Origin of the sequence: Loktanella sp. IMCC34160 (genome assembly GCF_004145845.1) — a bacterium.
In the GTDB taxonomy this organism is placed as follows: Bacteria; Pseudomonadota; Alphaproteobacteria; order Rhodobacterales; family Rhodobacteraceae; genus SELP01.
Window position 1 is genome coordinate 171,174 of record NZ_SELP01000005.1, and the last position, 25,116, is coordinate 196,289.

28 protein-coding genes are annotated in these 25,116 nt (G+C 63.3%); 11 read left to right on the forward strand and 17 right to left on the reverse strand.

Translation table 11 applies throughout. From position 1 onward, the window contains the following. Nucleotides 1–1,005 (forward strand): hydroxyectoine utilization dehydratase EutB, encoded by a 1,005-nt coding sequence (gene eutB, locus EU803_RS14440; protein ID WP_129684067.1) that lies wholly within the window; start codon nucleotides 1–3, stop codon nucleotides 1,003–1,005. Beyond that, the gene (locus EU803_RS14445) at nucleotides 995–1,981 is read left to right on the forward strand and encodes a cyclodeaminase (protein WP_129684069.1); all 987 of its coding nucleotides are present in this window, start codon (nucleotides 995–997) and stop codon (nucleotides 1,979–1,981) included. Before eutB ends, EU803_RS14445 begins: the two co-directional genes overlap by 11 nt. Nucleotides 1,982–1,984: 3 nt before the next feature. Here the strand turns inward: EU803_RS14445 and phoB are convergent, their stop codons facing one another. The 6 genes from phoB to EU803_RS14475 all read right to left on the reverse strand — a co-directional run bounded on the left by phoB (nucleotide 1,985) and on the right by EU803_RS14475 (nucleotide 7,839). After that, complete coding sequence (gene phoB / locus EU803_RS14450; RefSeq protein WP_129684071.1) at nucleotides 1,985–2,671, reverse strand: phosphate regulon transcriptional regulator PhoB; 687 nt, start codon at nucleotides 2,669–2,671, stop codon at nucleotides 1,985–1,987. 1 nt (nucleotide 2,672) lies between these two features. Beyond that, on the reverse strand, nucleotides 2,673–3,383 hold the full coding sequence (gene phoU, locus EU803_RS14455) for a phosphate signaling complex protein PhoU (RefSeq protein WP_129684073.1): 711 nt from the start codon (nucleotides 3,381–3,383) through the stop codon (nucleotides 2,673–2,675). A gap of 11 nt (nucleotides 3,384–3,394) precedes the next feature. Next, entirely contained in the window at nucleotides 3,395–4,192 is a 798-nt protein-coding gene (gene pstB, locus EU803_RS14460) for a phosphate ABC transporter ATP-binding protein PstB (protein ID WP_129684075.1), read from the reverse strand. Between the two features lie 20 nt (nucleotides 4,193–4,212). Then, the gene (gene pstA, locus EU803_RS14465) at nucleotides 4,213–5,538 is read right to left on the reverse strand and encodes a phosphate ABC transporter permease PstA (protein ID WP_129684077.1); all 1,326 of its coding nucleotides are present in this window, start codon (nucleotides 5,536–5,538) and stop codon (nucleotides 4,213–4,215) included. Beyond that, nucleotides 5,535–6,740, reverse strand: coding sequence for a phosphate ABC transporter permease subunit PstC (gene pstC, locus EU803_RS14470; protein WP_129684079.1), 1,206 nt, complete (start codon nucleotides 6,738–6,740; stop codon nucleotides 5,535–5,537). The genes pstA and pstC overlap by 4 nt, the downstream gene beginning before the upstream one ends. A gap of 64 nt (nucleotides 6,741–6,804) precedes the next feature. Further along, nucleotides 6,805–7,839 (reverse strand): substrate-binding domain-containing protein, encoded by a 1,035-nt coding sequence (locus EU803_RS14475; RefSeq protein WP_129684081.1) that lies wholly within the window; start codon nucleotides 7,837–7,839, stop codon nucleotides 6,805–6,807. A gap of 308 nt (nucleotides 7,840–8,147) precedes the next feature. Between EU803_RS14475 and EU803_RS14480 the strand changes: the two genes are divergently transcribed. Next, on the forward strand, nucleotides 8,148–8,915 hold the full coding sequence (locus EU803_RS14480; protein ID WP_129684083.1) for an aldolase/citrate lyase family protein: 768 nt from the start codon (nucleotides 8,148–8,150) through the stop codon (nucleotides 8,913–8,915). A 2-nt stretch (nucleotides 8,916–8,917) separates the two neighbouring features. Here EU803_RS14480 and EU803_RS14485 read toward each other — a convergent pair whose 3' ends face one another. Next, the gene (locus EU803_RS14485; RefSeq protein ID WP_129684085.1) at nucleotides 8,918–9,565 is read right to left on the reverse strand and encodes a carbonic anhydrase; all 648 of its coding nucleotides are present in this window, start codon (nucleotides 9,563–9,565) and stop codon (nucleotides 8,918–8,920) included. Between the two features lie 121 nt (nucleotides 9,566–9,686). On the opposite strand from EU803_RS14485, the gene EU803_RS14490 reads away from it, so the two are divergent. Then, a complete protein-coding gene (locus EU803_RS14490; RefSeq protein WP_207209209.1) occupies nucleotides 9,687–10,109 on the forward strand; it encodes a hypothetical protein in 423 nt (140 codons plus the stop codon). Between the two features lie 4 nt (nucleotides 10,110–10,113). Here the strand turns inward: EU803_RS14490 and EU803_RS14495 are convergent, their stop codons facing one another. Further along, nucleotides 10,114–10,683: a YqgE/AlgH family protein gene (locus EU803_RS14495; RefSeq protein WP_129684089.1), complete on the reverse strand. Its 570-nt coding sequence runs from the start codon at nucleotides 10,681–10,683 to the stop codon at nucleotides 10,114–10,116. A 104-nt stretch (nucleotides 10,684–10,787) separates the two neighbouring features. Between EU803_RS14495 and EU803_RS14500 the strand changes: the two genes are divergently transcribed. Further along, on the forward strand, nucleotides 10,788–11,594 hold the full coding sequence (locus EU803_RS14500; RefSeq protein ID WP_242494382.1) for a protein-disulfide reductase DsbD domain-containing protein: 807 nt from the start codon (nucleotides 10,788–10,790) through the stop codon (nucleotides 11,592–11,594). On the opposite strand, the gene moaB is transcribed toward EU803_RS14500, so the two are convergent. The 5 genes from moaB to EU803_RS14525 form a co-directional block, all read right to left on the reverse strand. Beyond that, complete coding sequence (gene moaB, locus EU803_RS14505) at nucleotides 11,591–12,139, reverse strand: molybdenum cofactor biosynthesis protein B (protein ID WP_129684093.1); 549 nt, start codon at nucleotides 12,137–12,139, stop codon at nucleotides 11,591–11,593. The genes EU803_RS14500 and moaB overlap by 4 nt on opposite strands. Beyond that, entirely contained in the window at nucleotides 12,136–12,771 is a 636-nt protein-coding gene (locus EU803_RS14510) for a LysE family translocator (RefSeq protein ID WP_129684095.1), read from the reverse strand. Before EU803_RS14510 ends, moaB begins: the two co-directional genes overlap by 4 nt. After that, on the reverse strand, nucleotides 12,768–13,433 hold the full coding sequence (locus EU803_RS14515) for a metallophosphoesterase (RefSeq protein WP_347400086.1): 666 nt from the start codon (nucleotides 13,431–13,433) through the stop codon (nucleotides 12,768–12,770). Before EU803_RS14515 ends, EU803_RS14510 begins: the two co-directional genes overlap by 4 nt. Then, on the reverse strand, nucleotides 13,385–14,197 hold the full coding sequence (locus tag EU803_RS14520; RefSeq protein WP_129684099.1) for a uracil-DNA glycosylase: 813 nt from the start codon (nucleotides 14,195–14,197) through the stop codon (nucleotides 13,385–13,387). Before EU803_RS14520 ends, EU803_RS14515 begins: the two co-directional genes overlap by 49 nt. Before the next feature lie 372 nt (nucleotides 14,198–14,569). Then, a complete protein-coding gene (locus EU803_RS14525) occupies nucleotides 14,570–15,754 on the reverse strand; it encodes an HNH endonuclease signature motif containing protein (RefSeq protein WP_129684101.1) in 1,185 nt (394 codons plus the stop codon). A 472-nt stretch (nucleotides 15,755–16,226) separates the two neighbouring features. Between EU803_RS14525 and EU803_RS14530 the strand changes: the two genes are divergently transcribed. The 5 genes from EU803_RS14530 to EU803_RS14550 all read left to right on the forward strand — a co-directional run bounded on the left by EU803_RS14530 (nucleotide 16,227) and on the right by EU803_RS14550 (nucleotide 20,600). Further along, the gene (locus EU803_RS14530; RefSeq protein WP_129684103.1) at nucleotides 16,227–17,186 is read left to right on the forward strand and encodes an aspartate carbamoyltransferase catalytic subunit; all 960 of its coding nucleotides are present in this window, start codon (nucleotides 16,227–16,229) and stop codon (nucleotides 17,184–17,186) included. Beyond that, on the forward strand, nucleotides 17,183–17,686 hold the full coding sequence (locus EU803_RS14535; RefSeq protein ID WP_129684105.1) for a hypothetical protein: 504 nt from the start codon (nucleotides 17,183–17,185) through the stop codon (nucleotides 17,684–17,686). Before EU803_RS14530 ends, EU803_RS14535 begins: the two co-directional genes overlap by 4 nt. A 58-nt stretch (nucleotides 17,687–17,744) precedes the next feature. Continuing rightward, nucleotides 17,745–19,022 carry a dihydroorotase gene (pyrC, locus tag EU803_RS14540; protein ID WP_129684107.1) on the forward strand — a complete coding sequence of 426 codons (1,278 nt, stop codon included), beginning with the start codon at nucleotides 17,745–17,747 and terminating at the stop codon, nucleotides 19,020–19,022. A 2-nt stretch (nucleotides 19,023–19,024) separates the two neighbouring features. Next, nucleotides 19,025–19,633 carry a glycerol-3-phosphate 1-O-acyltransferase PlsY gene (gene plsY, locus EU803_RS14545; protein ID WP_129684109.1) on the forward strand — a complete coding sequence of 203 codons (609 nt, stop codon included), beginning with the start codon at nucleotides 19,025–19,027 and terminating at the stop codon, nucleotides 19,631–19,633. An 88-nt stretch (nucleotides 19,634–19,721) separates the two neighbouring features. Continuing rightward, the gene (locus EU803_RS14550) at nucleotides 19,722–20,600 is read left to right on the forward strand and encodes a DUF805 domain-containing protein (RefSeq protein ID WP_129684111.1); all 879 of its coding nucleotides are present in this window, start codon (nucleotides 19,722–19,724) and stop codon (nucleotides 20,598–20,600) included. On the opposite strand, the gene EU803_RS14555 is transcribed toward EU803_RS14550, so the two are convergent. The 4 genes from EU803_RS14555 to EU803_RS14570 all read right to left on the reverse strand — a co-directional run bounded on the left by EU803_RS14555 (nucleotide 20,594) and on the right by EU803_RS14570 (nucleotide 24,105). After that, nucleotides 20,594–21,964: a glutamate--cysteine ligase gene (locus EU803_RS14555; protein WP_129684113.1), complete on the reverse strand. Its 1,371-nt coding sequence runs from the start codon at nucleotides 21,962–21,964 to the stop codon at nucleotides 20,594–20,596. The two genes, EU803_RS14550 and EU803_RS14555, sit on opposite strands and share 7 nt — an antisense overlap. 74 nt (nucleotides 21,965–22,038) lie before the next feature. Next, on the reverse strand, nucleotides 22,039–22,554 hold the full coding sequence (locus EU803_RS14560; protein WP_129684115.1) for a hypothetical protein: 516 nt from the start codon (nucleotides 22,552–22,554) through the stop codon (nucleotides 22,039–22,041). Continuing rightward, nucleotides 22,547–23,386, reverse strand: coding sequence for a GNAT family N-acetyltransferase (locus EU803_RS14565; protein ID WP_129684117.1), 840 nt, complete (start codon nucleotides 23,384–23,386; stop codon nucleotides 22,547–22,549). Before EU803_RS14565 ends, EU803_RS14560 begins: the two co-directional genes overlap by 8 nt. Then, nucleotides 23,386–24,105: a 16S rRNA (uracil(1498)-N(3))-methyltransferase gene (locus tag EU803_RS14570; protein WP_129684119.1), complete on the reverse strand. Its 720-nt coding sequence runs from the start codon at nucleotides 24,103–24,105 to the stop codon at nucleotides 23,386–23,388. The genes EU803_RS14565 and EU803_RS14570 overlap by 1 nt, the downstream gene beginning before the upstream one ends. A 12-nt stretch (nucleotides 24,106–24,117) precedes the next feature. On the opposite strand from EU803_RS14570, the gene ubiA reads away from it, so the two are divergent. Beyond that, nucleotides 24,118–25,077, forward strand: coding sequence for a 4-hydroxybenzoate octaprenyltransferase (ubiA, locus tag EU803_RS14575; RefSeq protein ID WP_129684121.1), 960 nt, complete (start codon nucleotides 24,118–24,120; stop codon nucleotides 25,075–25,077). Nucleotides 25,078–25,116 lie beyond the last annotated feature (39 nt).

Consider the following 25,116-nt stretch of genomic DNA (forward strand, 5'->3'; position numbering starts at 1 on the left):
ATGACAGACCTACTTGCCATGATCGAAGATGCGCGCGCCCGGCTGCGTGGACGCGCGGATGCAACGCCGTTCATTCCCTCCCCCTTCATGACCCGCGCGACCGGGCATGATTTCATGATGAAGCTGGAAATCGCCCAGCCCATCGGCGCCTTCAAACTGCGCGGGGCGATGAATGCGGTTCTGGCCCTGCCAGAGGCGACCCGGGGGGTGACCTGCTGTTCCACCGGCAATCACGGGCGGGGTGTGGCCTATGCTGCCGCCCTACGCGGGATGCGGGCGGTGATCTGCATGTCGGAACTGGTGCCGCAGGCCAAGGTGGATGGAATCCGCGCCCTCGGGGCCGAGGTTTGCATCATCGGCCGGAGCCAGGACGAGGCGATGGCGGAAAGCCAGCGGTTGGTCGCGGCAGAGGGGCTGGTCGAAATCTCACCCTTTGACGATCCATTCGTCATCGCGGGGCAAGGCACCATCGGGGCCGAGATGATGGAGGCCCGCCCGGACCTGCACACGATCCTTGTGCCGCTGTCGGGGGGCGGGTTGGCGGCTGGGGTTGCCGTGGCGGCCAAGGCCGCGAACCCGGATGTGAGGGTGATCGGCGTGACCATGGACCGGGGCGCGGCGATGCACGCGTCCCTTCTTGCGGGTCATCCGGTGGAGGTGGCGGAGGTGCCCAGCCTTGCCGACAGCCTTGGCGGCGGGATCGGGTTGGACAATCGCCTGAGCTTTCCTGTCTGCCGCGACCTGCTGGATGCCACGGTTCTGGTCACTGAAGAAGAAATCCGAGACGCGATGCAGGTGCTGTTCTTCGAGGACAGGTTGGTGGCAGAGGGCGCGTCGGTTGTCGGGCTGGCGGCGATCCTGTCGGGTAAGGTCAAGCCCGTGGGGCCGGTCGGAACCATCATCACCGGCCGAAATCTTGATATGCAGCGGTTCCACCAGATCGTCGGCGGGGCCGATGTGGTTCTGGGGGATGTGACGGTGAAAGGACGGACCTATGGCGCATGACATCCAGATCGTGACCGAGGCGCAATTGCGCGCGGCTGTATCGCTTAACCTGACCACGGTCGACGTGATCGAACGGGCCTTTGCCGCGCTGGCCTCCGGCGAGGTGGTCATGCCGCCGATCCTGTCGATGGACCTGCCGCAAGCAAACGGAGAGGTGGACGTGAAGACCGCCTATATCCCCGGCTTCGATGGCTTTGCGATCAAGGTCAGCCCCGGGTTCTTCGACAACCCGAAGATCGGCCTGCCCAGCCTGAACGGGCTGATGATCCTGTTTTCGGCCAAAACCGGGTTAGTCGAGGCGGTCTATCTGGACAACGGATACCTGACCGACATCCGCACCGCCGCGGCTGGGGCGGTCGCCGCGCGGCATCTTGCCCCGAAGGAGGTACAGACCGCCGGGGTGATCGGCACCGGGGTTCAGGCCCGGCTGCAACTGCAAGCCGCCCATCTGGTCCGCCCGTTTGACCGTGTGTTGGTGCACGGCCGCGACATCGACAAGGCCCGCGCCTGTGCCGCCGATCTGTCCAACGCGCTGGGAATAGAGGCCGTGGCGATGGCCGATCCGGCAGACCTAGTCGCACAAAGCCAGCTGGTGGTGACAACCACGCCCGCCCGAACCCCCGTGCTGCGGGCCGAGTGGCTGCATCCGGGGCTGCACATCACCGCCATGGGGTCCGATCAGGAAGGCAAGAACGAGATCGACCCGGCCGCCATTGCGGCCGCCGATCTGTATGTCTGCGACCGGGTCAGCCAGTGCGAGGTGTCGGGCGAATTGGAAGCGGCCCGCGCCGCAGGGCTGCTGGCAGGGGTGACGCCGCCGGAATTGGGCGAGGTGGTTACCGGCGCCAAGGCCGGCCGCCAATCCGAAGACGATATCACGATCTGCGACCTGACCGGCACCGGGGCGCAGGACACGGCGATTGCCAGCCATGTCCGCGCCATGCTGCCCGATGCGGGCACGCGGATCAGCGCCTGACGATCAGCCCAGCGCGTAGCCCGCGCCACGCACCGTGCGGATCGGGTCGCCCGCGTCCTTGCCCAGCGCCTTGCGCAGCCGCCCGACGTGCACGTCGACCGTCCGGGTATCGACGTAAATGTCCTGCCCCCAGACCCGGTCCAGAAGCTGTTCGCGCGACCAGACCCGGCCCGGCTTTTCCATGAATGTGGCCAGCAGGCGAAACTCTGTCGGGCCAAGTTTTACCGGGCTGCCCGCACGGGTCACCCGGTGGCTTTCGGCGTCGAGCGTGATGTCTTCATAGGTCAGCACCTCGCCCACGGTGGCGGGGCGGGACCGGCGCAGCTGGCTTTTGATCCGGGCCATCAGTTCGGTGACGGAATAGGGTTTGACGACGTAATCATCCGCCCCCGTGTCCAGCCCGCGCACCCTGTCCACCTCTTCCGAGCGGGCAGAGAGCATGATGATCGGAATGGCCCGCGTTTCTGACCGGGTCTTAAGCTGGCGGCAAAGCTCGATCCCCGAGAGGTTCGGCATCATCCAGTCCAGAACGATCAGGTCCGGCGCATCCTCGGCCACCAGCAGCTTGGCCTCTTCCCCGTTCGGGGCCTGCGACACGCGGAACCCTTCGGCTTCGAGGTTGTAGATCAGCATTTCCCGCTGGGCCGGTTCGTCCTCGACCACAAGGATATGGGGTGCGAGGGCGGCCATGTTATTCGGCCCCGGTGGCGTAGGCCGTGTTGTCGCCCTTGGGCCGGGTTTCCTCGGGCATTTCGCCGGTAACCAGATAGATCACCTGTTCAGCCATATTGGTCACCAGATCACCCATCCGTTCCACGTTCTTGGCGATGAAGTGCAGGTGCATGCAGGGGGTGATGTTGCGCGCGTCTTCCAGCATGAAGGTCAGGAATTCACGGAACAGCGCGTTATACATCTGGTCCACGTCCAGATCCCGCTGGCGGACGCTTTCGGCCAGAACCTCGTCCCCGCGCAGATAGGCATCCAGCGTGTCATGCAGCATTCCCTGCACTTCGCGGGCCATGCGGCGGATGGCGGCGTCGGACCCGGCGATGGGGCGCATATCGACAAGCACGCTGGTGCGTTTGGCGATGTTCTTGGCATAGTCGCCGACCCGTTCAAGGCTGGCCGCCAGCCGCAGCACGGTCAGCAACACGCGCAGGTCCTTGGACACGGGCGCCCGAAGGGCGATGGTGCGGGCCACTTCGTCGTTGATCTGCTGTTCCAGCGCGTCAACGGCCTTGTCACCCTTGCGGACCTTGTCGGCCAGTTCCACATCGCGGGTTTCCAGCGATTGGGCCCCATCAAGGATCGCCGCCTCGACCAGCCCGCCCATTTTCATGGCAAGCGCCTGGATGGCCTCAAGATCGCGGTCGTAGGCGGAAGAAATATGTCTGTCGTTCATGTCCTGAACTCCTACCCGATCCGGCCGGAAATATAGGCTTCGGTCCGGCTGTCTTCGGGGTTGGTGAAAATCTGGTCGGTATCGCCGTATTCGACAAGATTGCCGAGGTGGAAGAAGGCGGTGCGCTGGCTGACACGCGCGGCCTGCTGCATCGAATGGGTCACGATCACCACGGAATAACGGGTGCGCAGTTCGTCGATCAGTTCCTCGACCTGTGCGGTGGCGATGGGGTCAAGCGCCGAACAGGGTTCATCCATCAAAAGAACCTCGGGTTCGGTGGCGACGGCGCGGGCGATGCACAGGCGTTGCTGCTGGCCACCGGACAGGCCGGTGCCCGGCGCGTGCAGCCGGTCCTTCACCTCGTCCCAGATGGCGCCGCGGCGCAGAGCCTTTTCTACGATCTCGTCCAGATCCGCCTTGTTGCGGGCCAGCCCGTGAATGCGCGGACCATAGGCCACGTTGTCATAGATGGACTTTGGAAAGGGGTTCGGTTTCTGGAACACCATGCCGACCTTGGCGCGCAGCTGCACCGGGTCCACGCGGCGGTCATAGATGTCTTCGCCGTCCAGCAGGATGTCGCCTTCGACCCGGCAGACGTCAATCGTGTCGTTCATCCGGTTCAGGCAGCGCAGGAAGGTGGACTTGCCACAGCCGGACGGGCCGATGAAGGCGGTCACGGTCTTGTCGGCGATGTCCACGTTCACATCTTTGATGGCGTGGTTGTCGCCGTAATAGACCTGCACCCCGCGGGCCGAGATCTTGATATCGTCCATCTGGACTGCCCTTTCCGTCACTGTCGTGTCTTTCATCGTATCGGTCCCTGCCAATCCTACCAACGCCGTTCAAACCGGCGCCGCAGAAGGATGGCGACAAAGTTCATGGCCAGCAGGAAGACCAGCAGGATGATGATCCCGCCCCAAGCCCGTTCGTAATAGGCAGGGTCGGCCCGCTTGGCCCATTCGTAGATTTGCGCGGGCATGGCCGAATTCGGCGCAAGAAACCCGTCGGCCAGTGTTTCCGGTGCGTTGGTGGCGATAAAGCCAACCATCCCGATCAGAAGCAGCGGGGCAGTTTCGCCCAGTGCCTGTGCCAGCCCGATGATCGTCCCAGTAAGGATGCCCGGCATCGCCAGCGGCAGGACGTGGTGGAACGTCGCCTGCATCTTCGACGCGCCCACGCCCAGCGCCGCATCGCGGATCGACGGCGGCACGGCCTTCAGGCTGGCGCGGGTCGAAATCACAATTGTCGGCAGGGTCATCAGCGTCAGGGTCAACCCGCCCACCAGCGGCGCCGATTGCGGCAGATGCGCGACCTGAATGAACACAGCCAGACCAAGGATACCGAACACGATGGACGGCACAGCGGCGAGGTTCGAGATGTTCACCTCGATCAGGTCGGTGAACCGGTTCTTTGGCGCGAATTCTTCCAGATAGATCGACGCGGCCACCCCGATGGGCAGGGCGCAGGCCAGAACCACCAACATCATGAACAGCGAGCCGATCATCGACAAGCCCATCCCCGCCGCCTCGGGCCGGCTTTCGGACGCGTCGGCCCCGGTGATGAACCGCCAATTGAACCGCCGCTCCACGATGCCTGCGTCCCGCATCTGGTCCACAAGGTCCAGATGCGCGGCGTCAAGGTTCTTGTCCTCGGACAGCGACTCGCGCGTGACGCGCCCCTTGAGGTAGCCATCGACCCGACTGGAGGCGAGGAAGTCAAAGGTGAGCGGCTGGTCCAGCATCTCGGGATTGGCCAGCACGTAGTCTCGCAGGTCCGCCCCGGCAGACGACGACAGCATCAAAAGCAGGGTCTTCTGATCCATGTCCGTGTCAATCCCGGCGCGGCCAAGCGCGGTTTCGATCGCGGTGCCGACCATCTCTTTGTATTTGCCGGTCTTAAGAACCGATGCCTCTGCCGCTTCGATCTCCTCGGCGGTCAGGGTCATTTCGACGGTGATGAAGGTCTGGGTGAAGGCACGGGTGCCGTTCGAAATGATCGCCACCATCAGCGCCAGCAGGAAGGCCAGTCCGATGCCGACGGCGATCAGCCCATAGACCTTGAACCGGGTCTCGGCCGCATTGCGTTTGCGGGTGCGGGCGTCAAGCTCCAGCAGCGACGACTTGCGGCGCGGTGTATTTGCGTCGGTGTCGGTCATTCGTACTGCTCCCGGTATTTGCGCACGATGTAGAGGGCGAGGACGTTCAGCCCCAGCGTGATGACGAACAGGGTCATCCCAAGCGAGAAGGCCACGAGCGCCTCGGGCGAGGAAAAGTCGCTGTCGCCGGTCAGTTGGCTGACGATCTTGGCGGTCACGGTGGTCATGGCATCAAAGGGGTTCAGCGACAGGCGTGCTGCGGCCCCTGCCCCCAGCACGACGATCATGGTTTCGCCGATGGCGCGCGAGGCGGCCAGAAGAATGGCCCCGACGATCCCTGGCAGGGCGGCGGGCAGAACCACATGCCGCACGGTTTCCGATTTGGTGGCGCCAAGGCCCAGCGACCCGTCGCGCATCGCCTGCGGCACCGCGTTGATGATGTCATCGGACAGCGAGGACACAAAGGGGATCAGCATGATCCCCATGACCAGCCCGGCGGTCATCACCGCCGTCCCGCCCTGCATCCAACTCGCGCCCTCCGGCCCAAAGACAGTCAGCAGCAGCGGACCAACCGTCAGAAGCGCGAAAAGGCCATAGACGATGGTGGGGATACCGGCGAGCACTTCCAGAAGCGGCTTGGCAATGGCCCGGAACTTTGGCCCCGCGTATTCGGACAGGTAGAAGGCGGCGAACAGGCCGATCGGCACCGCAACCGCCAGCGCGATGGCAGAAATATAGAGCGTCCCCCAAAGCAGCGGCAGGATCCCAAGGCTGGAACCGCCCCCAAAGGAAGGTTGCCAGACAGTCCCGAAGAAGAAATCCGCCGCCGGATAAAGCCGGAAGAACTCGACCGTGTTGAAGATCAGCGACAGGACGATCCCCAGCGTGGTCAGAATCGCGATAGAGGCCGCGCCGATCAGCAGCCACAGGATGCCGCGTTCAACCGCGTTTCGGGCGCGGAAGGCCGGGCCGGTCCGTGACAGGGCAAGGAAGGTCAGGCCGAGGGAAACCGCAAGGATCAGCAGCGTCGGCACAAAGGTGCCCCCGGCCGTGACCCCGCGCATCCGCAGGAATGACCAGACTCCAAGCACCAGAAGTGCGGGGACAAGCCCCGTCAGCGCAACGTTGTAGCCATAGTAACCGGGCAGAGAATGCAGTTGCCTTATGTCGCCCCCGGCGCGGCCCAGCGCGCGGGACCGTCCAAGAAAATAGCCCGCCACGGCGATGGCGAGCACGGCAATCAGGGTCCATTGTGCGGGCATGGTTGCTCCGGTCCGGTTGGTCGTGGGTCGGGGCGGCGACACATGCCGCCGCCCCGGTGTGGGCTTAGTTGCCCATGGTCTGTTCGGCTTCGATCATCGCCTGAGTCGCGGCCAGTTCCGGATCGGACACGAGGCCATAGGCGGCCAGCGGGCCATCGGGACCTGCGATTTCGTCAGCCATGAAGAACTGTGCGTATTCCTTCAGGCCGGGGATCACGCCAAGGTGGGCGGCCTTGATGTAGAAGAACAGCGGGCGCGACACCGGGTAGTCGCCCGAAGCGATGGTTTCGGTCGACGGCGCGACGCCGCCCATGGTGGCAACCTTCAGGCTGTCGGTGTTGTTTTCATAGAAGGCCAGGCCGAACACACCCAGCGCGTTGGCGTTGGCGTCAACGCGGGCAAGGGTTTCGGTGTAATCGCCGTCGATATCAATCGAACGACCATCGGCGCGGACGGCCATGCAGGCGGCTTCGGCGGCATCTTCATCCATGCCCATGGCTTCCATCGCGGCCAGCGCGCCGGTGTCTTCGCAGCCCTGAAGCAGGACCTTTTCTTCGAACACTTCGCGGGTGCCGTGCTTGGTCCCCGGAATGAAGGCCAGGATTTCTTCGGCCGGCAGGTCACCGTTCACCTCGGCCCAGGTGGTGTTCGGGTTGGACACCATGGCGCCGTCAGCGGGCAGTTCGGCGGCAAGGGCAAGATACCAGTCGGCAGGCTGGAAGGCATCGTAGGCCGGTCCGTTCTTCTGGCTGGCAAAGACGATCCCATCATAGCCGATGCGCACTTCGATGATGTCGGTCACGCCGTTTTCGGCACAGGCGTCGATTTCCTTCTGGCGGATCGCGCGGGAGGCATTGGCGATGTCAATGGTGTTTTCCCCGACGCCTTCGCAGAAGCGGGCCAGACCGGCCGAGGAACCGCCGGATTCGACAACCGGGGTCGGCAGGTCGGTGTTTTCGCCAAACAGTTCGGCAACGATCGACGCATAGGGAAGAACGGTGGACGACCCGGCAACCTGCACGTTGTCACGGGCAGCGGCGGCGGTGGCGGTCATCGCGGCAAGGGCAAGGACCGATACGGAAAGGGTGGTGCGTTTCATCACAGGTGGCTCCTGGTTTCGGTGGCCGGTCGCGTCGTTGCGACCTTGGCGCCGGTCTAGCCCCGGTCTGTGATGCTTATGTAAAACGAATGTAACAGTTTGATGAAACCTGACGTTCCGCCAATTCCATTATTTATCAATGTGATAACTGTTTTCCGAATACAGGATGGCGTCACGGAACACCGAATGTGACAGGATTTTCGTCATATTCGGCCCTCGGCGATTCCCGGCGGCGGGTCAGAGGGTGTTGCGCTTGTCCCGCAGACCGCCCAAAGTCACCCCAACGCCAGACCTGATCGGAGCCAAAGATGGACCTGCCCCAGAACCGTTTCAAAGCCGCCCTGAAGGCGCGCAAGCAACAGATCGGCCTTTGGAACATCATTGGCGGGTCGATGGCGCCCGAGGCCTTGGCCGGAGCCGGATTCGATTGGGTGGTGATCGACACCGAACATTCGCCCACCGATGTGCCTGACGTGTTGACCGCCCTTCAGGCGATGGGCAATCACCCGGAAACCAGCCCTGTCGTCCGCCCCGCGTGGAACGATCCGGTGACGATCAAGCGTATTCTGGATTTCGGGGCGCAGACCATCCTCGTCCCCTATGTCCAGACCCGGGAGGAGGCCGAGGCCGCGGTCGCGGCAACCCGGTATCCGCCGGAAGGGATGCGCGGCGTTGCGGGCGGCACGCGGGCCAGCGGCTATAGCCGGATCAAGGGCTATCACGCCAAGGCAAACGAACAGATTTGCCTTCTGGTTCAGGTCGAAACTGTCGAGGCGCTGAGCCGGATCGAAGAGATCGCCACCACGCCGGGCGTGGACGGGGTGTTCATCGGCCCCGCCGACCTTGCCACCTCTATGGGCTTTCCGGGCGACCCGAACCATCCGGATGTGCGCAAGACGATCGAGGCGGCGATCACGGTTCTGGCCGCACTGGGCGTTCCGGCAGGGATTCTGACGCTGGACCGGGCCTTTGCCCGCCGTTGCATCGAACTGGGCACGACCTTCACCGCTGTCGGCACGGATATCGGCCTGCTGGTCAGCGCGGCGGATGCCCTTGCCGCCGACTTCAAAGCCTAGCGTCAGACCGCGACAAACGTGCCTTTGTCCGGCTCGTAGGCTTCCAACCCGCCCTCGCCGATGTCGTTCCACAATCCGTGGAGCGTCAGATAACCGTCATCGACCGCCTGTTTGATGAAGGGGAAGGTCATCAGGTTTTCCAGCGAGACGAGAACCGCCTCTTTTTCAAGCGCACGGGTGCGCGCCGCATCGTCACCGGGCGCAAGCCTGTCATAGCCGGGCCGCAGGATGTCCATCCACCGCCCTACAAAGCTCGAGGCTTCCTCAAGCTCGGGAGCATGGCCGCTGCACATGTCATAGCAGCCTTTCACCCCGCCGCAGCCGGAATGGCCCAGCACGATCAGATGCGCGACCTTCAGCGCGGTCACGGCGTATTCCACGGCGGCAGAGGTGCCATGCGGTTCGCCATCGGGGTCATAGCCGGGGACAAGGTTGGCGACATTGCGGTGAATGAAGAATTCGCCCTGATCCGCCCCAAAGATCGAGGTTACATGCACCCGGCTGTCACAGCAGGAGATCACCATCGCGCGCGGGTGCTGGCCCATTTCCGCAAGGTGCCGATACCAGCCACGGTTCTCCGCGAAAGAGGTCGCCTTCCAGCCGTGGTAGCGTTTGGCAAGGTATTCCGGCAGCGGTTTTGCGTGTTTCATGGCGCCCTTCAATCCGAGGTGTCGTCTGTGCAGCCTCATTATGGCGCATTTTCCGGAATTTCGAGAGATTTCTGCACCTGCGATAAACCGATTGGGAACCAAACCGGTACTAGATGGTCCCATGCAAAGAGACAGACGCAGATATCACGACCCCGCCATGCCGCCGCCGCCGGTGACACGCCTGTCGCCGGTAGAGTCCTTGCGGATCGACAATGACCTGGTCGAAGGACTGTATGCCGATCTTGGCAGGGAAGCGGCCGACCTTGTGGTCTGCCGCGCGCTGGAGGACCTCGCCAACCGGATGAACCGGATCGAAGCGGAACACCGCGCCTGCGCCTTTGACCTTGTCCAGAAAGAGGCGCGCCGGATCATGGCCGTGGCCCAGCAGATCGGCCTGACCGAAATCGCCAATGCGGCCTCTGCCGTGCGGCATTGCGCGCAAGCGGGGCAGACGATCGCGACCGTGGCGACCCTGGCCCGGCTGCGGCGTCTGAACGATCGCGCGATGACGGAAATCTGGGCGGGCCGGGATGCCGCGCCCTGACGGTTCAGGCCCGGCCGGATTGCGCGGACAAGAGCAGGGGATCGATCCCAAGGATCTTAAAGGCGGCCGACCATTTGTGTTCGTCAGCGCGGCCAAACAGGATGTCCGGACGCGGATCGCAGGTGAGCCAGCCGTTGTCGGCGATTTCGCCCTCAAGCTGGCCCGGCCCCCAGCCGGAATAGCCCAGCGCCAGCATCGACGCGTTCGGCCCCTTGCCGTTCGCCATATCCTCAAGAACGTCCATCGTCGCCGACATCGAAGTCTCTTCGTCCACTTCGAGCGTTCCGACGTCAGACCGGTATTCCGAACTGTGCAGCACGAATCCCCGCCCATGTTCCACCGGCCCGCCGAAATGCACCCGGATGTCGCGGGCCCCGTCGCCCCGGCTGATCCCCAATTGGTCCAGAAGGTCGGAAAACCGGATTTCGGGCGCGGGTTTGTTCACGATCAGCCCCATCGCCCCATCGTCGGAATGGGCGCACATGTAGACGACGCTGTGTTCAAACCGCGGATCGCCCATGCCGGGCATGGCGATCAGAAGTTTGCCGGTCAGGTCAGAGGAAAACGGTTTCATTCCTTAATCATGTGATGCCGGGCCGCCACGTTCAAGGGGGCGCTCGCGCCGGCCTCGCCGGATCGTGACTTCCGCTTGCTGCGGGGATGCTTATGTTGGCGCCGATGACACCGATCCGCGCCATTGCCCTTGGCCTTTGTGCCCTATTGTCTCCCGCTGCACAGGCGCAGGGGATCGAGGTGCCCGTTTCGGTTGAGGTTTTGCCGGGCTGGCGCACCGCCGACGGCACCCATATGTCCGCGATCCGCATCGACATGGGCGAGGGGTGGAAAACCTATTGGCGCGCGCCGGGTGATGCGGGCATTCCGCCACGCATCGTTTGGGCAGGGTCCGAAAACGTCGATGGCGCGGCCCTGCATTGGCCGGTGCCAGAGGTGTTCATGTCGGCCGGAATGCAGACCATCGGCTATCACGGGTCGGTCGTGATTCCGATGGAACTGCACACCCCCGATGCCGGGGCCGACGCGACTCTGCGCGGCACACTGGAAATCGGGGTCTGCGACGACATCTGCGTCCCCGTCTCGGTCCCGTTCGATCTGGTTCTGCCCGGTGACGCGCGCCGCCGGTCGCCCGAGATTGCCGCCGCCCTGATCGACCGTCCCCTGACCGGGGCCGAGGCCGGGGCGGGGCCGGTCACCTGCCAGATCGCGCCAACCGACGACGGGCTACGCCTGACGGCATCGGTCCAGATCCCCGCCGGGCGCGGTGAAGAGATCGTGGTGATGGAAACCACCGATCCCGAGATCTGGGTGTCGGGCACAGCAACATCGCGCGAGGGCAACCGCCTGACTGCCTCGGCCGATCTTGTCCATCTTGCGGGTGCGCCGATGTCGATCGACCGGTCCGGCCTGCGCTTTACCATCCTGTCGGATGGCACGGCCGTGGACCTGCGGGGCTGCGCGGCGGGCTAGCCCTTGGTCCGCTGTTTATGTTCTTCCAGACGCGGGAAGATTTCCACGAAATTGCAGGGCATATGCCGGTAATCCAGCTGCTTCACAAGGATATCGTCCCAGGCGTCCTTGCAGGCCCCCGGGCTGCCGGGAAGGGCAAACAGATAGGTGCCCTGTGCGACCCCCGCCGTTGCCCTGCTTTGGATCGCCGAGGTGCCGATCTTCTGCATCGACACCATTGTGAAGACCGTGCCGAAGGCGTCGATCTCTTTTTCGTAGACGTCCCGATGCGCCTCGACACTCACGTCGCGCCCGGTCAGGCCGGTGCCCCCGGTCGAGATGATCACATCCACCGACGGATCGGCGCACCATGCCCGCAGTTGCGCCGCGATCTGGTCCCGCTCGTCCGGCAGGATGCGCCGGTCGGCAAGGGTGTGCCCCGCCGCGTCGATCCGACCGACCAGCGTGTCGCCGGACCGGTCCTCGGCCAGCGTCCGCGTATCGCTGACCGTCAGGACCGCAATCCGCACCGGGATGAATTCGCGGCTTTCGTCGATACGGCTCATGTGGGGCGCGCCTCCAGCGCGAGTTTGAGGGCCAGAAGCCCGAAGACCGTGGCCGACAGCGCACGCACCGCCCGTTCGACCCGGGGTGATCCAGTCAGGGCACGCCCGATGCCGCCCGCGAAGATGCCGACAGCCGCGTTGACGCAGAACCCGGTGATCCCGAAGACCCCGCCAAGGATCAGGAATTGCAGCAGGACCGATCCACGGGCCGGGTCCACGAATTGCGGCAGGAAGGCAAGGATGAACAGGATCACCTTGGGGTTGGTGATATTGACAACCACCGCCTCGCGAAAGGCACGGCGGGCTGTGACCTGCCGCAGCACCGGCGCATCCGTTTGGCCCAGCGGGGTGCGCAGCGCCCGCCATCCCAGCACCAGAAGATAGGCGACCCCGGCCCAGCGGATCACTTCGAACAGGTTCGGATGCGCGGCCACAAGCGCGCCCAGCCCGATGCCCGCCAGCAGCACATTCACCATCGACCCCGTGCTTATCCCGGCCGATGCAGCAATCGCCACACGCGGCCCGCCCCGAATGCCCTGTGCAAGACAGAACATCATATCCGCGCCCGGCGTCACATTCAGGGCCAGCGCGGCGGGGACAAAGGCGGCAAGGACCAGCGGGTCGACGATCATGCGGGGCAGCTCCCCTTTTCCCAGTCATCGGTATCGAACCAGACCGGCACCGGCCCAAGATTTGCAACCCGGGTTGTTCCGATGGTTCCGCGCCAACCCCAGCTGTCGTGCACATGTCCGCACAAAATGAGCTTTGGCTGGACCCGCCTAGCATAGTCCAGAATTGCCTCCGACCCGATATTGCCGCGTCTGCTATGCCAATCTCCGCACCCTTTCGGGGGCGAGTGCGACACAAGAATGTCGGCTGGTCCGGCACGGCGTAGCTGCTCCGCCGCCTCGTCCTCGGTCAGGTCGAACGATCCCCATGGGAGCGGCGGCAATGGCGGGACGGCCCCACCGAGCCCGGCAACGCACATACCATTTGAAACGGTCGTTTGACCGTGCAGAACCGTGGCGGGGATTGCCGCGCGCAATTCCGCTTCTGTTTCATTGTTCCCCGGAACCACGATCGTCTTTGCGGCGATGCCCTCCATCGGTCCAAGATACTCGGCCAAACCTTGTCGCCGCTGACCCAGATCGCCCGCGACAATGACAAGGTCAGCTTCGCGTGCATGGTTCAAAAGCGTCTGCCGGTGCTGCGCATCCAGATGCAGATCTGATACCGCCAATATCCTCATGACATTTCCCGCAACCGCGCCTGAAGCGCCAGAAGGTCGGCCCATGCCTCGCGTTTGGCGGCGGGTGTCCGCAAGAGATAGGCCGGGTGAAACATCGGCAGGACGGGTTTACCAAAGGCCTCGGCCCAGGTGCCGCGCATCCGGGTGATCCCGGTCCGCCCCAGAAGCGCCTGACAGGGGGTGTTTCCCATCAGCACGATCACGTCGGGCGCAACAATTTCCACGTGCCGCGTCAGAAACGGCAGCATCATCGCGATCTCGGCCGCGTCCGGTGTCCTGTTCGACGGCGGCCGCCACGGCATGACGTTGGTGATATACAGCCCCTGCTGGCTTGACGGGTGGTCGCGGGCCATGTCGATGGCGGCGAACATACGGTCCAGAAGCTGGCCCGCCCGGCCCACAAAGGGCCGCCCTTCAAGGTCCTCGTCACGTCCAGGCGCTTCGCCGATGATCATCACGCGGGCTGCGGGATTGCCGTCGGCGAAGACGAAATTGCGCGCGCCTTTCTTCAATTCGCACAAGTCAAAGGCGGCCAGAGCCTCGGCCAGATCATCAACCGTTTTCGCCGGGGCGGCCAGCCGGGCTGCCTCGGTGGGCGCGTCGATGGCGGGGGCCGGCTCGGGCGGGGGCGGCGGAGCTTTGCGTGGTTGTGCAACGGCATCGGCCCGGGGCCCAGGCGCGGGGCGGGCGGGTTCCGGATCCAGCGCATAGCGGTCCAGCGGCGCGTCCAGCATCGCCTCGTCCGCGCCAAGTTCGACCTGCCATTCCAGCCAGGCCCGCGCCGTCCAATATTCCACCGCCGATTCCATGCCCGCACCCTAGCGCCAAGCTCCCCCAAGGGGGAGAGGCAATCCCGGACACGTGGACACAGTGAACGCCGCCGAACACACCTTGCCCGACGATGGCAGGGTGTCTTCTACACAAACAGAGGTTTGAGCGAAACGGTCAGAAGGTGGCTTTTAGCCCATTCGGCCTGATGCTGCATGCCGCAAGGATGTCCGCAATCGGCCCAAGTCGGCAGTCATGGATCTTGCGGCATGAGTCCGCAGCCAGCCAGACGAGCGGACCGCCGTGCGAGTCGTGGCAGGGCTCCAATGATCGCGAAAGCCCGCAGGCTGTTCTTCGAGGTTCAACGGATCATCGCCCACTACTTGGGCTACGCCCCGAATGCGGACTGGACGCTAGACTAGATCAGTCTCGTCGCCCCAGTTTTCAACGTCGTCTTCTTCGTAGTGTGCGTACGGATTGCGGAAGTGGCCGCTTTTAAAAAGGGTATGTGCATAATCTCGTTTCTTGAGGTCGCCATTATTTGAGCAAATTCCCAAGACTGTTCCGCTAATGACAAAATGACCCTTTTCGCGCGTCAAACTCTTGACGTGTATGAGGCTGCCTTGGTTCTGAGTTCCGGTAAGCCATATTGCTTTCGATGAGCTTGAAGTGGCTTCCCAGCGATCAAAAACAAATTCAATAGTTACACCATTAACAGACCGCGATCCGAGACATATTTGTCCGCGACCAGTGCCGTTCTTCTTTTCGGTCAGTGGCGAAAAAATTTGTTTTCCTTGAACGAAAATGAAATCTCCGGGCGCTAGTCCGGGACCCAGAGTTCCTTTGTCCAAATAGTCCGAAATATTGATAATTGGAATAATTTTGATAACTTCATGGAGGACCTGCGTTACAAAGAAATAGCGCTGCATCCCAAGTTCGCCTTGGTACATGTAGAATAGGCCATCATTTTTGATCGGGGTTGGCAGCCCATTTTTCTGCGCCACTCCCATTGCAACAAGTTGGCGGAAGTGTTTCACTTCTGTTGTCTTGATGCCTTGAGATAAGGCGATTTCAAATACCCTAAGCTCGTTGACATAATTCCAGTTTGAGTACTCTAGCCTCATGGCTTGGAGTATGGATTCGGAATCGAACAATTTCACCTCTCTTTCCCACCTTACATTAAATTCGGTGAGGGTCTTGGGGTCGAGGTTCTGAGCCAAATCTTTCTTTGAGTGTGCGTCACTGTGGTGCTTCAAGCATAGAACGGCGAGGTTATCCGGCGCATGGGAGCGGCTTCTGGCCCATTCATCTATGTGGTGAACGATGATTGGTAGCTCAGGATCGCGACAGATACAGCATTGAAATCGATTGTCGAAAAGCAGCTTTGAAAGAGTATTGTCAGGGATAGGTGGGCGCTGCTCTTGGTAAAGCTTCGTGATAAATACATCGCTCAGTCCGGCAGCTTTCAATTCGTCTTTTGACGAGGTCTTGAGTTTCGAAATTGTCCAGCCATCTACTCTGAGTTTTTGGGCGGTCGCGGAGTCAACCCCTCTTGCGATGAGGGCCTTTTCGGTTTGATGCACGGCGGTTCTGTCCACATTCTCAAATTGTTCAGGCAGTGTGGACTTGAACTGCGTAGCATATCAACTGGAAATCAATTTGGCAGCTATGGAGACATGACCGCTTGGCCACGTCGAGGTCAAATGTCGCGACGGTTTCGGATTGGGCGGCGAGTGCAATCCACATTTGCTCATGGCTTACTGGCTGGGGCAGCGTGCGGCCACTTCCTTTCAATGTTCTCGCGTGAGCAGCATCGAGCGAGCAGGTGCAGCGAATGGCCGGAAGGTCCGCAAAGCTGCCCCTCGGACCCTAATAATCACCAAGGCGGCACCAGAGGGAAAGTGAGTATCCATTGTCAGGTATTGCACATTGGGTTGCCCGCCGTTTTCGGGTGCCCCGACGACCTGCCGCGCAGGATCGCGCAATTGTAAGGTGGGTCTTGACCCACCCTCCCTTGCCGGGCGGGGCTGGCTGCGCCTATAACCCCCGAAACCGCCGCAGGAGACCCACATGGCATTCCGCGCCCAGCATCTTCTGGGGATCGAACACCTCGCCCCAGATGAGATTACCACGCTGCTTGATCTGGCCGACAGATACGCCAATGAAAACCGCGATCGGGTGTCGCACAAGGACGTGCTGGCGGGGCTGACCCAGATCAACATGTTCTTCGAAAACTCGACCCGGACGCAGGCCAGTTTCGAACTGGCGGGCAAACGGCTTGGCGCGGATGTGATGAACATGTCGATGGGCACGTCCAGCGTGAAGAAGGGCGAAACCCTGATCGATACGGCGCTGACCCTGAACGCCATGCACCCCGACCTACTGGTGGTGCGTCACCCCAATTCCGGCGCCGTGGACCTGTTGGCGCAAAAGGTGAACTGCGCGGTGCTGAACGCGGGCGACGGGCGGCACGAACATCCGACGCAGGCGCTGTTGGACGCTTTGACCATCCGCAGGGCCAAAGGCCGGTTGCACCGCCTGTCTGTCGCGATTTGTGGCGATATCCTGCACAGCCGCGTCGCGCGGTCCAACATCATGCTTCTGGGCAAGATGGAGAACCGGGTCCGGCTGGTCGCCCCGCCGACGCTGATGCCCGCCGGGGTTGCCGACCTTGGGGTCGAGGTCTTCGACGATATGGAAGAGGGCCTGAAAGATGTGGACGTGGTGATGATGCTGCGCCTTCAGAAAGAGCGGATGGATGGCGGGTTCGTCCCGTCCGAGCGCGAATATTTCCACCGCTATGGTCTGGATGCGGCGAAACTGTCCCATGCCAAGGACGATGCCATTGTCATGCACCCCGGCCCGATGAACCGAGGGGTCGAGATCGACGGGACCATCGCAGACGACATCAACCGCTCTGTCATTCAGGAACAGGTGGAAATGGGCGTGGCCGTGCGCATGGCCGCGATGGATCTTCTGGCCCGCAACCTGCGCGCGGCCAAGGCCGAGAACCGGAAGGTCATGGTGTGACGCAGCCCATCCCCGTCACCCCCGGCAAACCCGGCGCGATCTGGGTCTTTGCCCTGACCGGCCCGGCGGATGACCTCGGGCCTGTGGCCGTGGCGCTTGGGGTAGAGGAGCTTGACGAGATCCGGACAGAGATCGTCACGCTTGCCGATCTTGGAGAGCTTGGCCTCGCCGGGTATTTGCGCGACGGATATGGCATCGGGCAGGACGCGCTGGCGGCATTGGACGTTGACGCGGCGGAGGTGTTGATCCTGTCCGCCACCGCCCTACCCGAAGGCACAGGCACACTGCGCCCGGCCCCCTCTCTGCGTTTCATCGGGCAATTCCACGAAAACCGCCCGCCGGTGACCTTTCATCCCCTGCCGGAAGGCACAGCCGAGGGGATACTGGCCCCTGAACCTACTCCCCGTCCGATGTCCGATGCCCGGATCGGCGGCATGGTGGCCACGGCGGTTCTGGTGCTGCTTGCGCTGCTTGTTGTCGTGATGATCTGGATTGCATGATGCGGCGGCTGCCAAAGACGATACGGCCCGACCAAGGGACCAGGAAGGACGACGGACAATGACCGAAACGCTTTTCACCAATGCCCGGCTGATCGACCCGGTGGCCCTGACCGACAGTGTCGGCTGGCTTTTGGTGCGGGATGGCCGGATCGCCGATAGTGGCACCGGGGCTGCGCCCACGACTAAGGGCGAAACGGTGGACTGCGCCGGGGCCTGCCTTGCGCCGGGCATCGTCGATATCGGTGTCCAGATCGGCGAACCGGGGGAACGGCACAAGGAAAGCTTCCGTTCCGCCGGGCGCGCGGCGGCGGCGGGGGGCGTGACCACAATGGTGACCCGGCCCGACACCGCCACCCCGATCGACACGCCTGAAACGCTGGAATTCGTCGCCCGCCGGGCCCAGTCGGAAACCCCGGTCCATGTGCTCCCGATGGCCGCCCTGACCAAGGGCCGCGACGGGCGCGAGATGTCCGAGATCGGGTTCCTGATGGATGCGGGCGCGGTCGCCTTTACCGACGGGATGCAGGTGATCGAGAACACCAAGGTCTATGGCCGCGCCCTGTCCTATGCCCGCAGCCTTGGCGCGCTGGTCATCGGCCATGTGCAGGAACCGGGCCTGTCCAAGGGGGCGGTCGCGACCAAGGGCAAGTTCGCCTCGCTTCGCGGGTTGCCGGACGTGTCGCCGATGGCGGAACGCATGGGGCTGGACCGGGATATCTCCATGCTGGAAATGACCGGTGCGAAGTATCACGCCGACCAGATCACCACCGCCCGCGCCCTGCCCGCCCTTGAACGCGCAAAACGCAACGGGCTGGACATCACGGCGGGGGTCAGCATTCACCATCTGACCCTGAATGAATTCGACGTGGCCGATTACCGGACCTTCTTCAAATTCACCCCACCGCTGCGGTCCGAAGATGACCGGATCGCCGTGATCGAGGCGGTGAAAAGCGGGCTGATCGACATCATCTGTTCCATGCACACGCCGCAGGACGAGGAATCCAAGCGGCTGCCGTTTGAAGAGGCCGCCAGCGGCGCGGTGGGGCTTGAAACCCTTCTGCCTGCCGGGTTGCGGCTGGTGCACGGGGATCACCTGACACTGCCGGAACTGTTCCGCGCCTTGTCGCTGAACCCGGCCCGCCGGTTGGAACTGGACTGCGGACGGTTGCAAGTGGGTGCGCCTGCCGATCTGGTGCTGTTCGATCCCGACGCGCCTTTCCTTCTGGATCGCAGCACGCTTTTGTCCCGGTCCAAGAATACCCCCTTTGACGGCGCGCGGATGCAGGGCAAGGTGGTGGGAACCTGGGTCAATGGGGTCCGGGTCCACGGAGAATAGCTATGCCCGACCTGACCAGCAGCGCCAGTATCCTGATCCTTTGGGCCGTGATCGGCTATGGGCTGGGATCCATCCCGTTTGGCATGGTTCTGTCGAAGGTCATGAACCTTGGTGATCTGCGCAAGATCGGGTCCGGCAATATCGGGGCCACCAATGTGCTGCGCACCGGGAACAAGAAAGCGGCGGCACTGACCCTGCTTCTGGACGGGGGCAAGGGGGCCGTGGCGGTTCTTCTGGCCCGTGCCTTCGCGGCCGAGGACGCGGCGCAACTGGCGGGCTTTGCCGCCTTCCTTGGCCATTGCTTTCCCGTCTGGCTGGGGTTTCGGGGCGGCAAGGGGGTGGCAACCTTTATCGGCACCATGCTGGCCGTGTCCTGGCCTGTCGGGCTGGCCGCCTGCGCCACATGGCTGTTCATCGCGGCGCTGTTTCGCTACTCGTCGCTTGCCGCACTCACCGCCGCAGGGCTGTCTCCGATCTGGTCGATCGTTCTGGATGGCGGATCGGTCCTGATCCTCGGGGTCGCGCTGGCGGTGCTGATCTATATCCGGCACTGGGGCAACATCCGGCGGCTGCGGGACGGAACCGAAAGCCGGATCGGACAGAAGGGCTAGAACCCGACTTTCCCCAGCCGCGCCCTATTCCCGCCAAAGTTGCAGGCGATCCTTCCCGGAACGCGCACAATAATCCGGGTATCGAGCAATGGGTTTCCCGACTGCATTTGAGAATTTCCTTTTCCGTGGCTTCAATTTCTGGGATCGCGCCAAGCGGTCTGAGTATTGGTGGATCTTGCCGCTTCTTTGGATCGGCATATTTGCGATGCTCTATCTGGATCTCGGCGACATCTGGGAGAAGCTGCAAAACTATGAAAAGCCGTCGCTGAACCCGCTTCACTATGGGTCGGGGCTGTTGTTCTTCGTCACACTGATCCCGCGCTATGCGCTGACGGTTCGCCGGTTGAACGATGCCGGGCGGTCCCCGAAATGGGCGCTTTTGCCGCTCAAGGCGACGATCGTTGCGATCTGGGCGGTGCTGGGGATCCTGTCGGCGGCCCTGACCGCCGGGATTGGCAGCATGTCCGAGATGGACGGCCTTGCCTTTGCCCTTGGCATCATGTCCCTGACCGACGGCGATAGCTTCTGGCCCGCGATGTTCGCCCTTGCGCAATCCGTGGACGGGTCGACCGTTCTGGACATCCTGCGGGGCGTTGACTGGCCCAGCCCGGCGGCGATTGCCGGGAATATCTCTGGCACGATGGCGGCGGATCCAACGATGGCCACCGCCGGAATGCTGATCATCGGCGGCCTGATCTTTGGCCCGCCGATCATGATGATGATCTTCGTGCTGTTCATGGTGGCCCCGTCCAAGCTGAACGCGTCGGACTATACCCGTGGGCAGGCGGCATTTCTTGACCAGCAGCCCCGCAAGGCCCGGCCAGAAAAGTCATCCGCCTATGCCGCCTATGCCATTCTGGACAAGGTCCACAATCAGCCCAGCGCCGAGGCCGCCGTTGCCCGCAAGGCCGAGGTGCAAAGCCTGTACCAAAGCCGAGTGTTGCGCCGGCCGCAGACCGATCAGTAGCTGAAGTCGCCGTAGATCCGGGTCAGGTCGCCGTTCCAGTCGCCGTTGTAGGCATCAAGCAGTTCGTCGGCCGGGGTCTTGCCCGTCTCGACACTGTCTTCCAGCGCGTGCAGGAAGTGCCGTTCGTCCTGCACCATCCCGCCAAGCCCGGGGCGCGCCCGTGCCTTCAGACCGGCGCGGGCGATGTCCAGCACTTTGGTCGCAAGGTCCTGCATCTTGCGCCCGCCCACCGTGGCCTGAAGCCCGTCGACCGAGGCCGCGACCCGCCATGCCTCGCGCGTTTCCGCATCCCAGCCCTTGGCCAGATCCCAGGCCGCATCCAGCGACGACTGGTCATACATCAGCCCGACCCAAAGCGCAGGCAGGGCGCACAGCCGCCGCCAGGGGCCGCCATCGGCGCCGCGCATTTCGATGAATTGCTTGATCCGCGCCTCGGGGAAGACCGTCGTCAGATGGTCCGCCCAATCCGACAGGGTCGGCGTTTCGCCGGGCAACGCGGGAAGTTTGCCGTCAAGAAAATCGCGGAACGACTGTCCCAGCGCGTTTATGTATTTCCCGTCGCGATAGACGAAATACATCGGCACATCGAGAACCCAGTCGACCCAGCGTTCAAAGCCCATGCCGTCTTCGAACACCCAGGGCAGCATCCCGGTCCGGTCGGCGTCCAGATCGCGCCAGATCCGCGACCGCCAGCTCTTGTGCCCGTTCACCTTGCCATCGAAGAAGGGCGAGTTGGCGAACAGCGCGGTGGCCACGGGCTGAAGCGCCAGCGCGACCCGCAGTTTCTGCACCATGTCCGCCTCGGACCCGAAATCGAGGTTCACCTGAACCGTGCAGGTCCGGTACATCATCTGTTTGCCGTGGGTGCCGACCCGGTCCATGTAGTCGGTCATCAGCCGGTAGCGCCCCTTGGGCATCATCGGCATATCTTCGTGGCTCCAGATCGGGGCCGCGCCAAGACCGATGAAACCAACGCCGATTTCGTCGGCGATGTCCTTCACCTCGCGCAGGTGGGTGTTCACCTCGTCGCAGGTCTGGTGGATGGTCTCAAGCGGCGCGCCGGACAGTTCCAACTGCCCACCCGGCTCGAGCGAGACATTCGCGCCGTCCTTTTTCAGCCCGATGATGTGGTCACCTTCGAAAATCGGTTCCCAGCCATAGCGGAACCGCAGGCCTTCCAGCACCGCCTTGACCGACCGTTCCCCGTCATAGGGCAGCGGGCGCAGGGTGTCCTTGCAATAGCCGAATTTCTCGTGCTCGGTCCCGATGCGCCAGTCTTCCTTGGGCTTACAGCCCTGCTCAAGGTATTCGGCCAGTTGTTCGCGCCGTTCGATCGGGCCGCCGCCGGACTGGGGAATGGACATCTGGGTTCTCCGTGAAAGGCTAGGGAAAAGGCGCTGTTTCGGGGGGCAAGTCGTGTCGCTGTTCGGCGGGGAAGTCAATGCAGCAGGGCGGCGGTTCGGCGCCATATGACGACACGCGCAGGGCCTGTGCGGGAAAGCACATCCAGCATGTCCTGCGTCCGCATTCCTGGAAGGGCCGAAAACAGGTCGAACAGATCATCGGCCCCTTCGGCGTTGATAGGAACGAACAGCGGTTCCTGCCCCGCCGCGCGCAAGACCCAGTGCGGCGGCGCGCCGGTGGGGTCGTATTCAAGGCTGGTCAGATCACCCATTTCCATCACCCCGCCAGACAGGGGGCCATAATAGACAAGCCGACGTTCGTCGATTGTGACGATCCCGGCCCCGCCGCCGCCGCGCCGGAACCGGCCCTTTTGCAGCCCCGCAATTGCCAGCAGGACCGCCGCAAGGGTCAGTGCCCAGCCAATCCATTGCAGCACGCCGAAACTGGTCAGGCCCCACCAAAGCCCAAGTGCCAGCACCGCCAAAGCGGTCAACAGCTCGCGCCAGCGCCAAAGGGCCGCACGGGCTTCGGGGCGGAGGAACTCAGCCATCATATCTCTCCGGTTTGGAAAACAAGGCGAGCGTCCAGTCCCCAATCCGCTCGAAACCAATCGCGACATAGGCCCGCGCGGCGCTGTCTGAGGCGGCAAAGAGCGTGGCAAGCTGGACGCCGCGATCGCGTGCCTCGGCCAGATGCAGCGCAAGCGCGCGGCGGGCGTGGCCACGCCCCCGCAGATCGGGCGGGGTATAGACGCCGCCGATCTGCACGGCGGTGGGTTGCCAAGCATTGAACCCGGTGGTGGCCAAGGCACGGTGGTCGTGCATCAATACCCGGTGCGATCCGTGTTCGATATATTGGTCCACCGCCCTTTCGCCATCGGCCCGTGCAGCCTCGGGCGCCATGCCCAGCGCCTCCTCGCCATAGGCCGCGCGCCAGCCGATCATTTCGTCCCGGTCTGCATCCTCAAGCGGGTGAAGCAGTCCGGGTCCGTCCGGCACGGTCAGTCTGGACAGGTCCAGGTCAAAATGCGGCTCGTCCCGGTTCAGGGTCATCAGCACCCCGTCAAGGCCCAACTGCCGCAGCAGGGCGCGCGACTGGTCCTTGGGGCCGATGACGCCGGTTATGTCGCGACCGCGCAGGATATGGGCCGCATCTTCGAACTCCATCCCCGGCAGGGCCGGCATCACCATCCCGCCTTTGCCGATGGTGAGAACGCCGGTGACATCATCCCCTTTGGTCGCGAACCACATCGAAGGGGCATAGGGGTGGTCGCCATCCAGCCCGAACCGGTCAAGGTTCGACAGGTGAAACATCGTCTGGGTGATCCGCCGTTCAAGAAAGGACCGGATCGCGGGCAAATCCGCCGGCGTCGCCCGCTGCATCACCAATCCCCCAAAGCCTGCTGCCAGAGGGTCAGCGCCGCGACCGCCGCCGTGTCGGCCCGCAGGATGCGGGGTCCAAGGCTGACCGGATGGGCGAAGGGCAGCGCGTGCATCCGCTTGCGCTCTGTGTCCGAAAACCCGCCTTCAGGACCGATCAGGATCGCCCAGGGGCCGGGCCCGGCATCGCGCAGCACCTGCCCGGCGCCAACCAGCGCCTCGTCGCAGAACATCAATTGCCGCCCCGCGGGCCAGTCGGCCAGCAGGCGGTCCAGCTTCACCGGCTCGGCCACTTCTGGCACATAGGTGCCGCCGCATTGTTCCGCCGCCTCGACCGCGTGGGCCTGAAGTCGGTCCACCCGGACCCGTTCCGAATTGGTGAAATCGGTCAGCACCGGCAGGATGCGGGCCGCGCCCATCTCGGCGGCCTTTTCAACGATGAAATCGGTCCGTGCTTTCTTGATCGGGGCAAAACACAGCCACAGGTCCGGGGGCATTTGCAGGGGCCGGGTCTGGTCAAGACAGGTCAGCGCGCCGCCCCGTTTGCCCGCCTCGGCCACCTCGGCATCCCATTCCCCGTCGCGCCCGTTGAACAGTGACAGAACCGTCCCCATGGACAGCCGCATCACCCCGAACAGGTAATGCGCCTGATCCCGTTCCAACAGAACGGTTTGCCCTTTGCCCAAGGGCTGATCTACATACAGTCGAACCTTCGATGCCATGAGGCGGACCATATGACCGAAGCCAAGCCGACGCCAGAGGGACAAGTTGCCGATGCAGTCGCCGGAAACTGGGTGGATACCAAGGCCCCCGTGGCCGCCCGACCCTTTCTGCGACTGAGCCGGGTTGACCGGCCCATCGGGACCTGGCTGCTGTTAATTCCCTGCCTCTGGGGGTTGGGTCTGGCCAGCCTGTCGACGGGCCGGTTCGGAACCCATGACCTTTGGACGGTGGCCGGGTGCGGGCTGGGTGCGCTTCTCATGCGCGGGGCCGGCTGCACCTGGAATGACATCACCGACAGGAATATCGACGGGTCCGTCGCGCGGACACGGTCACGGCCCATCCCATCCGGTCAGGTCACGGTCTGGGGGGCGCTGGTCTGGATGGTGGTTCAGGCGCTGATTGCCTTTGTCATCCTGCTGACCTTCTATCCGACAGCCATCTGGCTAGGCGTCGCCGCCCTTCTTCCGGTCGCGATCTACCCCTTTGCCAAGCGGTTCACATGGTGGCCGCAGATCTTTCTGGGGCTGGCCTTCAATTGGGGGGCCTTGCTGGCATGGGCCGCGCATACCAACAGCCTGGGCTGGCCAGCGGTGGGGCTATACCTCGGCGGCATCTTCTGGACGCTGTTCTATGACACGATCTATGCCCATCAGGACGCCGAGGATGATGCCCTGATCGGGGTGAAATCCACCGCCCGCCTGTTCGGCGACAACAGCCCCCGCTGGCTGCGCCGGTTCCTGATTGCAACCGTTGTCATGCTGGGCGCCGCGACCCTGACCGCGACGATCGACCGGTCGGTGCTGTCGCTGGTTGTGGCGGTCTGCGGAATATGGGCGATGGGCTGGCACCTGATGGCCCAATTGGCCCGTTTCAATCCGGAAGATGGAGCCGGATTGTTGCGCCTGTTTCGGTCGAACAGGAACGCCGGATTGATCCCTGTGCTGTTTTTCGCCGCCGCCTGGTTCCTTTGATTGCACACCGGGGCCGCAGGGCCTAAGGAATGGCTGGTT